This window comes from Ectothiorhodospira shaposhnikovii (genome assembly GCF_016584105.1).
Classification (GTDB): domain Bacteria; phylum Pseudomonadota; class Gammaproteobacteria; order Ectothiorhodospirales; family Ectothiorhodospiraceae; genus Ectothiorhodospira; species Ectothiorhodospira shaposhnikovii.
In genome coordinates, this window is sequence record NZ_NRSM01000012.1 from 72,515 (window position 1) to 87,102 (window position 14,588).

Here is a 14,588-nt window from a genome sequence, read left to right on the forward strand (position 1 = left end):
CACAGGCAGCACATTGTTATAGTATTACATAACCCGTTCAATCAAGGAGCACACTCAATCATGCGCAGCAAACGATTGCTTGCGGGCGTGGCAGCCCTGGTTCTGACTCTGCCGCTATCGTTGCAGGCGGCACCACGGGTGGTTGTCAGCATACCACCCATCCATAATCTGGTCAGTGGCGTCATGGAGGGTGTGTCCGAACCCGTGCTCCTGGTGCCCGGTGGCGCCTCCCCCCATGACTATGCACTCCGGCCTTCTGACATGCGCCACCTGCAGTCCGCCCAGGTGGTGATCTGGGTTGGCCGGGATATGGAAAGCTTCCTGACACGTCCGCTGTCGAGGCTGCCGGACTCGGTCAGAACAGTCACGTTGCTCAAGGAAGCCGATCTGGTGCGCCATGAACTGCGCGAGGGAGGCATCTGGGATCGGCACGATCATGACCACGGTCACAGCCATAGCCACGATCACGATCACAGCCACAGCCACGATCATGCTCATGACCACCACCATCATGACATCGACAGTCATGTATGGCTCTCTCCCGAGAACGCGGCCCGCATTGTCCGCCACGTGGCCGCCGTGCTGACGGAACAGGATCCCGACAACGGCGTTCGTTACAGGGAAAACAGGGACCGCATCCTGGCACAACTGAGTGAACTGGATACCCGGCTCCAGACCCGGTTGGCACCGATCCAGGGGCGGCCCTTCATCGTATTTCACGATGCCTATCAATACTTTGAAAAACACTACGGACTGACGCCGGCAGGTTCGGTAACCATAGACCCTTCCCGTCCGGCGGGCGCACGCCGGATCCAGGCGCTTCGTCAGCGGATTCAGGATTCCGATGCCATTTGTGTATTCAGCGAACCCCAGTTCAAGCCCGCCATCGTGGATACCCTGGTTGAAGGTACCGGGGCTCGCACGGGAATACTGGACCCGCTCGGCGCCGATCTGCCGACAGGCGTGGAAAGCTATTACCGCTTGCTGGAAAACCTGGGCGACAGCCTGGTGGGCTGTCTGGAAAACTAAGTAAGGCACCATCAGGGAAGAAGCCCGCATCGGCTTTCCCATCTCGCCGATGCGGGCCTGTCACCCTTTATGCCTGTTTCTGCTCCGTGTCCGGCTGATCGCCTCATCCCATGGCAAGGTTCAGGTCAAGGATATCCGCGCAAAACGTCGCTTGCCCACCTGATAGACTGCCTCGCCGCCCGCCTGCACCTGCAAGGACGCATCTTCCACCTTCTCGCCATCGATTCGCACCGCACCCTGGCGAATCATGCGCATCGCCTCGGAAGTGCTGGATACCAGACCGGCCTCCTTGAGAAGATTCACCAGCGGCAGGGCGCCATCCGGCGCCTGCACCCTGACGGACTCCATATCTTCAGGCATCGCGCCTTTCTGGAAACGTTCGATAAAGGCCTGTCTGGCCCGTTCCGCAGCGGCAGAATCATGGAATCGGCCCACCAGTTCCTCACCCAGCAGGAACTTGATGTCACGGGGATTGGCACCTTCGGCCACCGAACCACGGAAACCCTCGATCTCCGACATGGGCCGGAAAGACAGCAATTCGAAATAACGCCACATGAGTTCGTCGGACACGGACATGATCTTGCCGAACATTTCCTCGGGCGCCTCGGTGATCCCGATATAGTTCCCCAGGGACTTGGACATCTTCTGCACGCCATCCAGCCCTTCCAGAATGGGCATGGTCAGCACCACCTGGGGAGACTGCCCGTACTGCTTCTGCAGTTCACGGCCCATGAGAAGATTGAACTTCTGGTCGGTGCCCCCCAGCTCCACGTCGGACTGCAGCTGTACCGAGTCATACCCCTGGATCAGCGGGTAGAGGAATTCATGGATGGCAATGGGCTGACCCGCGTTGTAACGCTTGTGGAAATCGTCCCGCTCCAGCATGCGGGCCACCGTATGACGGGCCGCCAATTGAATCATGTCGGCGGCAGTCAGCTTGCCCATCCAGCTGGAATTGAAGGTGACCCGGGTACGTTCGGGATCCAGGATCTTGAAGATCTGTTCCTGGTAGGTCCGGGCGTTCTCGGCCACCTGCTCCGGAGTCAGCGGGGGGCGTGTGCTGTTCTTGCCGCTGGGATCGCCGATCATGCCGGTAAAGTCGCCGATCAGAAAGATGGCCTCATGCCCCAGATCCTGAAACTGACGCAGCTTGTTCAGCAGCACCGTATGACCCAGATGCAGATCCGGCGCGGTGGGATCAAAACCGGCCTTGATCTTCAGGGGACGGCCTGCCTTGAGCTTTTCCCGCAGTTCATCTTCCAGCAGAAGTTCGTGACAGCCACGACGAATAAGCTCAATCTGATCTGAAACTTCGGTCATTTCCTTTCTCTTGGATATGTGTTTTAAGGACAACGATTTAACATCGGAATGGAAGGCGATGATAACCAAAGAAGAGGCCGGGCACACGGCCACATGCTTGAACACACTGCGCGAGAGCACAATATGCCTGAACGTTATATCGGCTTGATATCCGGCACCAGCATGGATGCCGTGGACGCGGTCCTGGTTGAATTTGACGCAAACGGCCTCCATTGCCTGACAGGCATTGCACATCCCTTCCCGGAATCATTGCGCACGGACTTGAAACGGTTGGCGGCTCCGGACTGGCGCGGTGACCTGGATGAATTCGGGCGGCTTGACGCCATGACCGGCGACCTGATGGCCGAAGCGGCACTCACCCTGCTGGCACAGGCGCAGGTACCCGCCGCCACCATCACGGCCATCGGCAGCCACGGACAGACGGTCCGTCACCGACCGGACGCGAATCCGCCCTTCACCCTGCAGATCGGCAGTCCGGCCCGGATCGCCCAGGCCACCGGACTCACCGTGGTGGCAGATTTTCGTACCGCCGACATGGCCGTCGGCGGCCAGGGTGCGCCTTTGGTACCGGCCTTTCATCGGGCCATGCTGCATCATTCAGGGGAGAACAGGGTGGTTCTCAACCTGGGCGGCATCGCCAACATCACCACCCTGCCCGCCGCGGCCCACAGCCCCGTTCAGGGCTTTGACACCGGACCCGCCAATACCCTGATGGATCACTGGATCCGCCGCCATCACCCCGTGCACCACGATGAGGACGGACGATGGGCCATGGAGGGAGAGGTGATGGAGGCGCTGCTGGCGCGGTGCCTGGCAGACCCCTACCTGGCCATGCCGCCACCCAAAAGCACCGGGACGGAGTACTTCAGTCCGGCCTGGCTGCAGGCTCATCTGGCGGCCTGCCCGGATATGTCGGCCGTGAATGTGCAACGAACCCTGCTGGAATTCACGGCCGTGAGCATCGCGCAAGCCATGGAGACTCATGCACCCGGGATCGGGAGGGTGATCGTCTGCGGCGGTGGCGCCCACAACGGCGCCCTGATGTCACGTCTGCGGGCGTTGCTGGAACCTTGCATCGTGGAATCGTCCGGCCACCATGGCCTGAATCCGGACTGGGTGGAGGCCATGGCCTTTGCCTGGCTGGCCAGGGAGAGAATGCAGGGCAGGACGGGAAACCTGCCCGCAGTGACCGGGGCATCCAGAAACGTGATGCTGGGGGGCATTCATGCCCCGTGACGGCAACGGATCAGCCCTCCCGGGCAGGCTCGGCCACCGGCCCCGCCGCCATCGACCGGGCCTGGGCCGAGGAGGCCTCGGCATCCCAGTCCCGGGCCAGCCGGCGGGCCGTCTCGATCTGTTCCGGTGACATGTCGGCGGCGTACTGCCCTAGGTTCTCCTCGGCCTGGGCATGGCCCTGAAATGCGGCCAGTTGCGTCCACATGTAGGCCTGAACCAGATCCCGGGGAACACCCCGGCCATTGGCATACAGCACCCCAAGGTCGGACTGGGCCGCGGGGTTTTCCAGGTCCGCCGCCACCCGATACCAGTGGGCGGCCCGGGCCTCGTCCGGATCCGTGCCGATGCCGTGCAGGTACAGATAGGCCAGATTGCACTGGGCACGGGTACTGCCCTGTTCCGCCGCCTGCCGGTACCAGCGCAGGGCCTGGACCTCATCCTTGTCCACGCCCCGTCCCTGGACATACATGAGCGCCAGGTTGGTCTGGGCATTGAGGTCTCCGTTCCCGGCCGCCATCTGGTACCAGCGGACCGCCTCGGCATCATCCTGCCGGACCCCCTGGCCTCTGGCGTACATGTAACCGACATTGAAACGGCCGGTGTCATGACCCAACTGGGCCATCATGCGATACCAGCCGAAACGGATCAGGGCAAGCAACCGGGGGAGATTCATGCCGACACGCCCGTCAGACGGAGAATGAAGACCCGCAACCACAGGTGGTGGTGGCATTGGGGTTGCGAATCACGAACTGAGCCCCTTCCAGGCTCTCCGTGTAGTCGATTTCGGCCCCCATCAGGTACTGGAAGCTCATGGGATCGATGAGCAGGGTCACACCCCCCTTCTCCACGGTGGTATCACCTTCATTCACCTCCTCATCGAAGGTGAAACCGTACTGAAATCCGGAACAGCCGCCACCGCTGACAAAAACCCTCAGTTTCAGCTCGGGATTATTTTCCTCGTCGATCAGGGCCTTCACCTTGGCCGCCGCAGAATCGGTGAATACCAGCGGGCTGGGCATGGCATCGGTACTGGTTTGGGTTGCGCTCATCTTGTCTGCTTCTCCATGGTCGCTGTCTGGAGCCCGGGGTGGGCGATTCCGCTACGCTATCATTGGCTTACGGAAACGGTCAAGAATCCTTGGTTGTCGACTCCGGCAAGGCCGCCTCGGGCCCAGGTCCGCTCTGGCGCAAACCCTTCTTCCTTTCCGGATCACTGCGCCCCTTGTCTGTGGGCACGTCCAGATGCTCCAGACGCAAGGGATCTTCGGACTGCCTGACCAGACTGCCGTTGACTTCGGCTCCAACGGCCATTTCCATCAGAGTGTAATTCAGATTGCCGCGAATCCGGGCATGGGGGGCCAGCTCCACATGAACCGAGGCATAGACGTCGCCCTCCACAGCACCATTGATGATTACCCGCGGGACCCTGACATCGCCCTCCACCAAGGCCCCCTGGTTAAGCACCAGGATGGAGTCCTGGGATGTATCTTCAGCCAGCAGGTTACCGCGGACCGTACCCTCCAGGTGCAGGCCTCCGGAAAATCTGACATCACCGGTGATGACGGTATTTCGCCCCACGACGGTATCCACCCGGGCGGGCTTGAGTTTCTTGCGACGGGACCACATCAGGGATTGCCTCCACCGAGATTGAAAAGGGATTGCCAGGGCATGGACTGCTCCGTGACGCGCAGCCCACTGCCACTGGGCTCGGCCCGAATGATCAACCGTTCAGGCAACAGCCGTTCAGGCAACACCAGACGCCCATCAAGCACCTGAAAGTATCGAAAGGAAAAACCACTGCCCTGGGCCTGATCCGGCGAGATGACGGCATGATCAACGCGCACCTGCTCGCCGGCATCACGTCCTTCCAGTTCAAACCGAAGGACGCCCTCCACCACCTGACTGCCCTGCACCTGGGTCAGTACCACCTGATAGAAGTAATGGCCGTGATTATCCGGGTCCGGCTCCAGCCGGACCCTCTGGATATGCAGCCCGCGGTCCAGGTCTTCGGGAGAAATGATGTTCCTGTAAAAATCCAGTTCTTCCGTCAGGTGATAGATACGCTGCTCCATCTCATGGATCGACTCGCGAACCTGCGCCGAAGCCTCGCGCTCGATCATGAGTTCCCTTTCCAGGACGGCGTGTCGCTGCCTGAGCTGGCGGTGTGCGGCTTCAAGGTCCTTGTACCGGGGTGTCAGCTCGGCAACCTGCAGATCCGGGCCCTGCTGTCCATACAGCAAGCCACGTTCATGACCCAGCCGATAGGCCTGCCACGACGAAAGCGACAGGGCAACCAACAACAGCAGCACCGCCGTCAGCAACACCCACCAGGGGCGCCGCTGCCCGGCGTGGTAATAGCCGGCATGAACCCGCCGCCTGACCATGGCTTCAGGGCAGCACGGCGATGGATTCCAGACCGAGCGTCTCCGGCAATCCAAACATGAGATTCATGTTCTGAACCGCCTGGCCGGATGCCCCTTTCACCAGATTGTCGATGGCGGACAACACAACGACCGTATCGCCACCGCCGGGTCGATGCACCGCCAGGCGGCACAGATTGGTGCCGCGGACACTCCGGGTCTCAGGATGACCACCCGCGGGCAGCACGTCCACAAAGGGCTCCCCGGCATAGCGCGCTTCGTAAAGCGCCTGCAGATCCGCATCGGTACGGGTCAGCGTGGCATAGAGGCTGGCCAGGATGCCACGGATCATCGGCACCAGATGGGGCACAAAGGTCAAACCCGGCCGTAACCCGGCCACACCGGAGAGCGTCTGCAGGATCTCCGGCAGGTGCCGGTGCCCCGGCACTGCATAGGCCTTGAAGTTTTCAGAAGCCTCACACAGCAGCGAGCCGGTCTGGGCCTTGCGGCCGGCACCGCTGACGCCCGACTTGGCATCGGCTACCAGACGGGCGGGATCCACCAGCGCCTGCTCCAGCAAGGGCAGAAATCCCAGGGTGATAGCCGTGGGATAACAACCCGGGACCGCAATCAGGCGAGCCTCGGCGATCTGCGCGCGATGGATTTCCGGAAGTCCGTAAACCGCTTCATCAAGCAGTTCGGGGGCTCCGTGAGGCTGGCCATACCACCGACTCCAAAGTTCCGGATCCTTGATACGGAAATCGGCGGAAAGATCGATGACACGGGTCCCCCTGGACAAAAGCTCACCGGCCATGGCATGGGCCACTCCGTGGGGCGTGGCGAAGAAGACCACGTCGCAATCGCACAGAGCGCCGACATCAGGCTCCTGGAACACCAGTGCCCCCTGCCCGCGCAGGTTCGGAAACAGGGATTCCAGCGGTTCACCGGCGTTGCCCCGCGAAGTGATCATCGCCGGCTCCACCTGCGGGTGGGCCAGCAACAGCCGCAATAATTCAACACCCGTATACCCGGTGGCCCCGACAATGCCTGCCCTTATCACCCGTTCATCTCCGGTCAGCTGTGAAACATTCTATACGGGGCATGATACCCCCGATCAGGGGACTCATCATACATGCCCATGACCACCGGTTTAAGATCGAACATGGCCGTGTAAGATACGACCCTGCCCTTCGCAACACGGAAACGCCCCCGATGAAGATGAAAATGAGAGATCTGCTGATAGGCGCCTTCGTGATGGTGCTGCTCGGAGGGCTGCTGGCCCTGTGGCTGGCGCCGGAAGGCCTGCGTCCCATGCCCAGGGTGGTGGTGCCGACCCTGGATCAATCCCGGGTGGACCTGGCCTCGCTGGAAGGCCGGCCGGTACTGATCACGTTCTGGGCCACCACCTGCGTCAGCTGCGTGCAGGAAATCCCCCATCTGCGGGAACTCCACGACCGTTACCATGAGCGGGGCCTGAAGGTGATCGGCGTGGCCATGGCCTACGACCCGCCGGAACAGGTGGCGGAAATGGCCCGAAGAAGGGGCATCAACTACACCGTGGGGCTGGATGCCACCGGCGAGGTGGCCGCGGCCTTCGGCGACGTGCGCCTGACCCCCACCTCATTCCTGATCGCGCCCAACGGGCGCATCGTCTACCAGAAGGTGGGGGAGATGGACTGGCAGCAAGTGGAACGCCATCTCTCCCGGTGGCTGTAAGCACCGGCGGCAAAGGCCAAAAGCTCAGGTCTTGCCGGCCCGCACCAGCCCCCCGAGCCCGGCCTGCACCAGGGCATTGTTGAGCAGAGCCCGGATCGCCGCCGGCTCCTCCATGGTCATGCACTGATTGAGCAGTTCCCGGGCCCGCTCCCGGGAAAAGCTCCGGATCACCCACTTCACCCGTGACAGGGAGGCCACGTTCACACTGAGCGAATCGATCTCCATCCCCAGCAGCAGGATCACCGAGGCAGGATCGGCGGCCATCTCGCCGCAGACACTGATGGGCTTGCCGGCCTGGTGTGCCCCCCGGGCCGCGTGGCTCAGGGCGTGCAGCACCGCCGGATGCAGGGCGTTGTAAAGGTCCGCCACCCGCGCATTGTTGCGATCCACCGCCAGCAGGTACTGAATCAGGTCGTTGGTACCCACGGAAAGAAAATCCACTCTCCGTGCCATTGCCTCCGCCAGGTAGACCGCCGAGGGCACCTCCACCATCACCCCCACCCGCGGCACCGGGATCACGTAATGCTCGTCCAGAAGCTCATCCCGGGCCCGCTGCAGCAACTGCATGGCACCCTTGAGTTCGCTCAGGGAACTGATCATGGGGAACAGGATGTGCAGATTGCAAAGACCCTGGCTGGCGCGCAGCATGGCGCGCAACTGCGTCAGGAAGATTTCCGGGTGATCCAGAGTGATGCGGATGCCGCGCCAGCCCAGGAAAGGGTTGTCCTCCACCACGGGGAAATAGGGCAAGGACTTGTCCCCTCCCACGTCCAGGGTACGGAGAGTCACCGGACGGGGATTGAAGGACATCAATGCCTCCCGGTATATCTCCGTCTGCTCGTCCTCCCCGGGAAAGCGCTCCCGGATCATGAAGGGGACTTCGGTACGATAGAGACCGATGCCATCGGCACCCGACTGAATGGAAGGGGCGATATCCGCCAGCAGGCCGCTGTTGGCATACACCGGAACCTCGTGGCCATCCAGGGTGATGGCCGGTTCCTGGGCCAGGGTCCGCAAACCTTCCGCCAGTTCCTGCTCCTCTTCCTGCAGGTGCTTGAACTGTTCCAGCAGTTCGGGGCTGGGCTGAATATAGAGGCTGCCCCGGTAACCATCAACCACGATCTGACGGCCTTCCAGGCGCCCCACCGGCAGATCCGATACCCCCATCACCGCCGGGATCCCCATGGCCCGGGCCAGTATCGCCACATGGGAAGAGCCGGTCCCCTTGGATGAAACCACTCCGGCCAGGCGATCCGTCGGGACCTCCGCCAACTGCGTGGCAGTCACATCCTCCCCCAGCAGGATGGTACGCTCGGGAAAGTCTTCCGGACGACGGACATGGGACTGCAGACGCATGAGGATGCGCCGGGCAATATCCCTGACATCGGTCGCCCTTTCGCTCAGATAGGGATCATCCATGTCCTCGAAGGCCCGGGCGCTCTCCCGCACGGTGTCCCTGAGCGCCGAAGGGGCCCAGCTCCCGGCCCTGATGCGATCCACCGTACCGTTCACCAGGCTGTCGCTGCCCAGCATCATCACGTAGGCATCGAACAGGAGCAGTTCTTCCGACGGCAATACATCCTGCATGCGGTGCTTGATCTCCTTGAGTTCATCCTGAACCGCCCGCACCGCCTCGCGGAAGGTCTGCTCCTCTTCATTGACGTTTTCCGCATCCCGATCAGGCACGGAATCCAGATCGGCCAATGCATAAGCCACCACACCCTGCCCCACGGCCACGCCGGACGCGCCGGGAATACCGGTGATCTGCAGGTTTTCCTGCGGCGTGGATTCCCGCTGCCGCCCCACCTCGCCGATCAGTTCCGCATGGCTGATGGCCCCGGATAACTGCGCTGCCAGAGTGATAAGAAAGGCCACATGTTCATCATCAAAACGCCGGCGTTCCCGCTGCTGCACCACCAGCACCCCCAGCAGACGCCGGTTATGCACGATGGGCACGCCCAGAAAGGCGTGATAACGTTCCTCACCGGTCTCGGGGAAATACTTGAAGCGAGGGTGATCGGGGGCGTTTTCCAGATTGACCGGCTCTGCCCGTTCCGCCACCAGACCCACCAGGCCTTCGCCGGCGGACATCTCCACATGACCGACGGAGTCGGGGTTGAGGCCCTCGGAGGCCATCAGTAACAGCCGCTGACCGCCGGGTTCGCTCAGATAGACGGAGCAGACATCAATATCCAGCTCCTGTCTAACCCTTCGGACGATAATGCCCAGAGCCGACGTCAGGTTGTCGGCGGCGCTTACCTCCAGAACGATGCGTCTGAGAACATGGAGCATGGGAAAGAATTGCCGGGACAGGGGGCCGCCGCCGCGACCCGGGTTGGCTCAGAGCCGGCGGGGGCGGTAGCGCCGCTCGGCTGGATAGGAAGGCACATCCTTTTCCTGGAACAGCAACGGCGCCAGTTCTCGCAGTGCCTGACGATACACGTGGCGCTTGAAGAACACCACTTCACGCATGGGGTGCCAGTAATCGACCCAGCACCAGGAATCAAACTCCGGATGGGGCGCGGCGTCCAGACGCACACGACTGTCATCACCCAAAAGTCTCACCAGAAACCATACCTGTTTCTGGCCGATGCACACCGGCCCCGATCGGCGCCGTATCAGATGCTTGGGCAGACGATAGCGCAGCCAGTCCCGGGTGCAACCGATGACTTCCACATCGACGGGCTCAAGACCGGTTTCCTCTGCCAGTTCCCGGTACATGGCCTCCGCCGGCGTCTCGTCCCGACGAATCCCCCCCTGGGGAAACTGCCAGGCCTGCTGCCCGATGCGCTTGGCCCAGAACAGGCGGCGATCCCGATTGCACAGGATGATACCGACATTGGGCCTATAGCCATCACAATCAATCACTTAACGAGGTCACTCGGAAGCTGGTCCATGTATTGCATTTTTCCACAAGCGAGGCCGATCGGCAAATGCTCCAGGGCAAGCTTCCGGCATGATGGCCTTGCCCGTGCCGGGCTGATGTAGAATGCCGGGCTCAAACAAGCCAACGATGAGGAGACACGCGGTGAGCCTTGCCCTGTTCGACCTGGACAACACCCTCCTGGCGGGAGACAGCGATTACGAGTGGGGGCGTTTCCTCGTGGATCGCGGCATCGTGGACGCCGATACCTACAAGGCCCGCAACCTGGAGTTCTTCGAGGCCTACAAGGCCGGCACCCTGGACATCCTGGAATTCTGCCGCTTTTCCTTCTCGCCGCTGGCGGCCAACGCCCTGGAAGACCTGCTGGCCTGGCGCGAGGAGTTCATGGAAACCCGCATCCGCGCCCTGATCGCACCCCGAGCCCCGGAGGTCCTGGACCGGCACCGGGAGGCCGGCGACACCCTGGTGATCATCACTGCCACCAACCGCTTCGTCACCCAGCCCATCGCCGAGGCCCTGGGGGTGGACAACCTGCTTGCCACGGAGCCGGAATTTAGAGACGGCGCCTATACAGGGGAACTGGAAGGGATACCCTGCTTCCAGGGCGGCAAGGTGAAGCGTCTGGAACAGTGGCTGGCACGGCAACCGGCGCTGGACATGGGGGGGAGCTGGTTCTACAGCGACTCCCACAACGACCTGCCGCTGCTGGAGCGGGTGGACAACCCGGTGGTGGTGGACGGTGACGAGAAGCTCACCGCCACGGCCGGAGAACGGGGCTGGCGGCAGATCTCCCTGCGCTGAGAGGCCCTTGACGCCGGCCTGACGACAGGCCGGCCTGCGGCCCCGGACTCCCTCGTCAGCCCGCCATCTCCTCGAAATCCGATTTCTCCGCGCCACACTCAGGGCACACCCAGTCATCAGGCACATCTTCCCAGGAAGTCCCCGGTGCAATCCCATCATCCGGCAACCCCTTGGCCTCGTCATAGACGAATCCGCAAATCACGCATTGATAAGTCTTCACGGCAAACCGACCTCCACTGGTGCGATATCCCGGGCATGGCCCGAGTGAGTGATACACTCTGATGGATTACCCACTGAGAGCTTACCATGACCGCCACTTCACCGGTTCCCGTCGTCATGACCCTGGCAGGACACGACCCCACCGGGGGCGCCGGCATCCAGGCCGACATCGAATCCATCCTCAGCATGGGCTGCCATCCCGTGTCTGTGATCACCACGATCACGGTGCAGGACACCTCCGATGTCATCGGCATCGCGCCCCTGGATGCCGAACTCATCGTCCAGCAGGCACGGGCCGTACTGGAAGACATGCCGGTGGCCGCGGTCAAGATCGGCATGATCGGCTCCGTCGAGGGCGTACAGGCCATCCATACCCTGCTCACCGACTACCCGGACCTGCCGGTGGTGCTGGACCCGGTGCTGGCCTCGGGGGCCGGCACCGCCCTGGCCACGGAGGAGATGGTGGATGCCATCAACAGCCTGCTGCTGCCCTTCACCACCCTGCTCACCCCCAACAGCCCGGAGGCCCGGGTACTGGCCCAGGGCTGCGATACCCTGGACGCCTGCGCCATGTTCCTGCTGGAACAGGGGTGCGAATATGTCCTCATCACCGGCACCCATGAAAACACCGCGCGGGTGCAGAACGTGCTCTACGGCAACCACCGCCGCCTGGAAACCTACCCGGTGGACCGCCTGCCCGGTGAATATCACGGTTCCGGCTGCACCCTCTCGGCGGCGATCGCCGCCCTGCTCGCCCAGGGCATCGACCCGGCTTCCGCCGTCCACGAGGCCCTCACCTATACCTGGCACACCCTGGACCGGGCCCAGCGGCTGGGCATGGGGCAACTCATTCCCAATCGCCTGTTCTGGGCCGGCGACGACCCCGAAAATGAAGATCCGGCCGATGACGACACCGCCCACTTCTAGACATGCCCGGCTGCACGGACTCTATGTGATCACCCCCCAGGACGCCGGCGACACCCTGATTGAGCAGGCCGCGGCGGCCCTGGCCGGCGGCGCCCGCATCCTCCAGTATCGGGACAAGACACAGGACCATGACCGCCGCCTGGCCGAAGCCCGGGCACTGTGCCGGCTATGCCGACGCCATCACGCCCTTTTCATCGTCAACGACGATGCGTCGCTGGCCGCCCGGGTGGAGGCGGATGGCGTCCATATCGGCGGCAATGACGGCGAAATCGCCACCGCACGCGCCCTGGTAGGCCCCGGACGGATTATCGGCGTCTCCTGCTATAACCGCCTGGAACTGGCCCACCGGGCCGAAGCGAAGGGAGCGGACTATGTGGCCTTCGGCGCCCTGTTCCCCTCCGGCACCAAACCCGACGCCGTCCATGCCCCCTTGAGCCTGATCCGTGAAGCCCGACAGTCGCTCGCCGTCCCCATTACCGCCATCGGCGGCATCACCCAGGACAATGCCGACGCAGTGATCCAGGCCGGCGCCCACATGCTGGCGGTGATACAGGGCGTGTTCTCCGCTCCCGATATCCGTGCCGCCGCCGCCGACCTGGGCGCCCGTTTTTGACCCACGCAAGGTTTGCAGCGCTTTGATTTTCCAAGGCGGGCGGTATCGAGTATCTTGTAGGGCTTTATTTGCGACAGCCCCCATTCACCAGCCAACACAGCGAAAGATCACACCCCATGACAAAATCCCATGATCTCTTCCAGGCAGCCCAGAAGCACATCCCCGGTGGCGTGAACTCTCCGGTCCGCGCCTTCAAGGGCGTGGGCGGCGACCCGATCTTCATCGAACGCGCCCAGGGCGCCTACATGTACGACGCGGACGGCAAGCGCTACATCGACTACGTGGGTTCCTGGGGTCCGATGATCGCCGGTCACGCCCACCCGGAGGTGATTGCCGCCGTGCGCGAGGCCGCCCTCAACGGCCTGTCTTTCGGTGCCCCCACCGAGCTGGAAATCCAGCTGGCCGATCGGGTCTGCGAACTGGTGCCCTCCATGGAAATGGTGCGCATGACCAGCTCCGGCACCGAGGCCACCATGAGCGCCATCCGCCTGGCCCGCGGCTTCACCGGCCGCGACAAGATCCTCAAGTTTGAAGGCTGCTATCACGGCCATGGCGATTCCCTGCTGGTGAAGGCCGGCTCCGGCGCCCTCACCCTGGGCGAGCCCAACTCCCCCGGCGTTCCCGTCTCCCTGGCGGAGCACACGCTCACCGTCAGCTACAACGATCTGGAGCAGGTCAAGGATGTGTTCTCCCAGGTGGGCAACGAGATCGCCTGTATCATCGTCGAGCCCGTGGCCGGCAACATGAACTGCGTGCCCCCGGCCCCCGGCTTCCTGGAAGGCCTGCGCAGTGTCTGCGACGAATACGGCGCCCTGCTGATCTTCGACGAGGTGATGACCGGCTTCCGCGTCGCCCTGGGCTGCGCCCAGGCCTATTACGGCATCAAGCCCGACCTCACCACCCTGGGCAAGGTCATTGGTGGCGGCATGCCGGTGGGTGCCTTCGGCGGCCGCCGTCAGGTGATGGAATTCCTCTCCCCCCTGGGTCCGGTCTATCAGGCGGGCACCCTGTCCGGCAACCCCATTGCCATGACCGCGGGCCTGAAGACCCTGGAAATCCTCTCCGCCCCGGGCTTCCATGAAGACCTGACCGCCAAGACCGAGACCCTGGTCTCCGGCATCCTGGGCGAGGCGAAGAAGGCCGGCATTCCCATGACCGCCAACCAGGTGGGCGGCATGTTCGGCCTGTTCTTCACCGACCAGCCTGAAGTGACCAACTTCCATCAGGTCGGCCAGTGCGACGTAGCCCGTTTCGGCAAGTTCTTCCATCTGATGCTGGATCGCGGCGTCTACCTGGCACCCTCCGCCTTCGAGGCCGGATTCCTGTCCAGCAGCCACAGCGCGGCAGATCTGGAGGCCACCATCAAGGCCGCCGCCGACGCCTTCAAGGCCCTGGCCTGATCCGAAGACACCCGGTCCCGCACGGGCAGGCACCGGCCTGAAGGCCCCATGCCGTCCCCATGGCACCGGATCCAAATGGGCCG

Annotated in this window: 16 protein-coding genes; 7 read left to right on the forward strand and 9 right to left on the reverse strand. The window is 62.9% G+C overall.

The window, feature by feature from the left end:
* Positions 1-60 precede the first annotated feature (60 nt).
* Positions 61-1,029, forward strand: a complete 969-nt coding sequence (gene znuA / locus CKO35_RS08690; RefSeq protein ID WP_200174775.1) for a zinc ABC transporter substrate-binding protein ZnuA — start codon at positions 61-63, stop codon at positions 1,027-1,029.
* A 120-nt stretch (positions 1,030-1,149) separates the two neighbouring features.
* Here znuA and tyrS read toward each other — a convergent pair whose 3' ends face one another.
* Positions 1,150-2,349: a tyrosine--tRNA ligase gene (gene tyrS, locus CKO35_RS08695; RefSeq protein WP_200174777.1), complete on the reverse strand. Its 1,200-nt coding sequence runs from the start codon at positions 2,347-2,349 to the stop codon at positions 1,150-1,152.
* 123 nt (positions 2,350-2,472) lie between these two features.
* Here tyrS and CKO35_RS08700 point away from each other — a divergent pair, with 123 nt between their 5' ends.
* The gene (locus tag CKO35_RS08700; protein WP_200174779.1) at positions 2,473-3,585 is read left to right on the forward strand and encodes an anhydro-N-acetylmuramic acid kinase; all 1,113 of its coding nucleotides are present in this window, start codon (positions 2,473-2,475) and stop codon (positions 3,583-3,585) included.
* A gap of 10 nt (positions 3,586-3,595) precedes the next feature.
* Here the strand turns inward: CKO35_RS08700 and CKO35_RS08705 are convergent, their stop codons facing one another.
* From CKO35_RS08705 to argC, 5 genes are all read right to left on the reverse strand, one after another.
* Entirely contained in the window at positions 3,596-4,258 is a 663-nt protein-coding gene (locus CKO35_RS08705; protein WP_200174785.1) for a tetratricopeptide repeat protein, read from the reverse strand.
* Positions 4,259-4,271: 13 nt separating this feature from the next.
* The gene (erpA, locus tag CKO35_RS08710; protein ID WP_200174786.1) at positions 4,272-4,634 is read right to left on the reverse strand and encodes an iron-sulfur cluster insertion protein ErpA; all 363 of its coding nucleotides are present in this window, start codon (positions 4,632-4,634) and stop codon (positions 4,272-4,274) included.
* Positions 4,635-4,713: 79 nt separating this feature from the next.
* Positions 4,714-5,211, reverse strand: coding sequence for a bactofilin family protein (locus tag CKO35_RS08715; RefSeq protein ID WP_200174788.1), 498 nt, complete (start codon positions 5,209-5,211; stop codon positions 4,714-4,716).
* On the reverse strand, positions 5,211-5,969 hold the full coding sequence (locus tag CKO35_RS08720; RefSeq protein WP_200174790.1) for a DUF6776 family protein: 759 nt from the start codon (positions 5,967-5,969) through the stop codon (positions 5,211-5,213). The genes CKO35_RS08715 and CKO35_RS08720 overlap by 1 nt, the downstream gene beginning before the upstream one ends.
* Positions 5,970-5,973: 4 nt before the next feature.
* Entirely contained in the window at positions 5,974-7,005 is a 1,032-nt protein-coding gene (argC, locus tag CKO35_RS08725; RefSeq protein WP_200174792.1) for an N-acetyl-gamma-glutamyl-phosphate reductase, read from the reverse strand.
* Between the two features lie 164 nt (positions 7,006-7,169).
* Here argC and CKO35_RS08730 point away from each other — a divergent pair, with 164 nt between their 5' ends.
* Positions 7,170-7,661: a peroxiredoxin family protein gene (locus CKO35_RS08730; RefSeq protein ID WP_242467108.1), complete on the forward strand. Its 492-nt coding sequence runs from the start codon at positions 7,170-7,172 to the stop codon at positions 7,659-7,661.
* Positions 7,662-7,685: 24 nt separating this feature from the next.
* On the opposite strand, the gene ptsP is transcribed toward CKO35_RS08730, so the two are convergent.
* Together ptsP and CKO35_RS08740 are read right to left on the reverse strand one after the other, a co-directional pair.
* Positions 7,686-9,953: a phosphoenolpyruvate--protein phosphotransferase gene (ptsP, locus tag CKO35_RS08735; protein WP_200174794.1), complete on the reverse strand. Its 2,268-nt coding sequence runs from the start codon at positions 9,951-9,953 to the stop codon at positions 7,686-7,688.
* A 48-nt stretch (positions 9,954-10,001) separates the two neighbouring features.
* Complete coding sequence (locus tag CKO35_RS08740; protein WP_200174795.1) at positions 10,002-10,529, reverse strand: RNA pyrophosphohydrolase; 528 nt, start codon at positions 10,527-10,529, stop codon at positions 10,002-10,004.
* A gap of 160 nt (positions 10,530-10,689) precedes the next feature.
* Between CKO35_RS08740 and CKO35_RS08745 the strand changes: the two genes are divergently transcribed.
* Positions 10,690-11,346: a histidinol-phosphatase gene (locus CKO35_RS08745; protein WP_200174797.1), complete on the forward strand. Its 657-nt coding sequence runs from the start codon at positions 10,690-10,692 to the stop codon at positions 11,344-11,346.
* Between the two features lie 55 nt (positions 11,347-11,401).
* Here the strand turns inward: CKO35_RS08745 and CKO35_RS08750 are convergent, their stop codons facing one another.
* Entirely contained in the window at positions 11,402-11,566 is a 165-nt protein-coding gene (locus tag CKO35_RS08750; RefSeq protein WP_200174799.1) for a rubredoxin, read from the reverse strand.
* An 86-nt stretch (positions 11,567-11,652) separates the two neighbouring features.
* On the opposite strand from CKO35_RS08750, the gene thiD reads away from it, so the two are divergent.
* From thiD to hemL, 3 genes are all read left to right on the forward strand, one after another.
* Complete coding sequence (thiD, locus tag CKO35_RS08755) at positions 11,653-12,492, forward strand: bifunctional hydroxymethylpyrimidine kinase/phosphomethylpyrimidine kinase (protein WP_200174800.1); 840 nt, start codon at positions 11,653-11,655, stop codon at positions 12,490-12,492.
* Complete coding sequence (gene thiE / locus CKO35_RS08760) at positions 12,470-13,105, forward strand: thiamine phosphate synthase (RefSeq protein ID WP_200174801.1); 636 nt, start codon at positions 12,470-12,472, stop codon at positions 13,103-13,105. The genes thiD and thiE overlap by 23 nt, the downstream gene beginning before the upstream one ends.
* 116 nt (positions 13,106-13,221) lie before the next feature.
* Entirely contained in the window at positions 13,222-14,505 is a 1,284-nt protein-coding gene (hemL, locus tag CKO35_RS08765) for a glutamate-1-semialdehyde 2,1-aminomutase (protein WP_200174803.1), read from the forward strand.
* Positions 14,506-14,588: the final 83 nt, after the last annotated feature.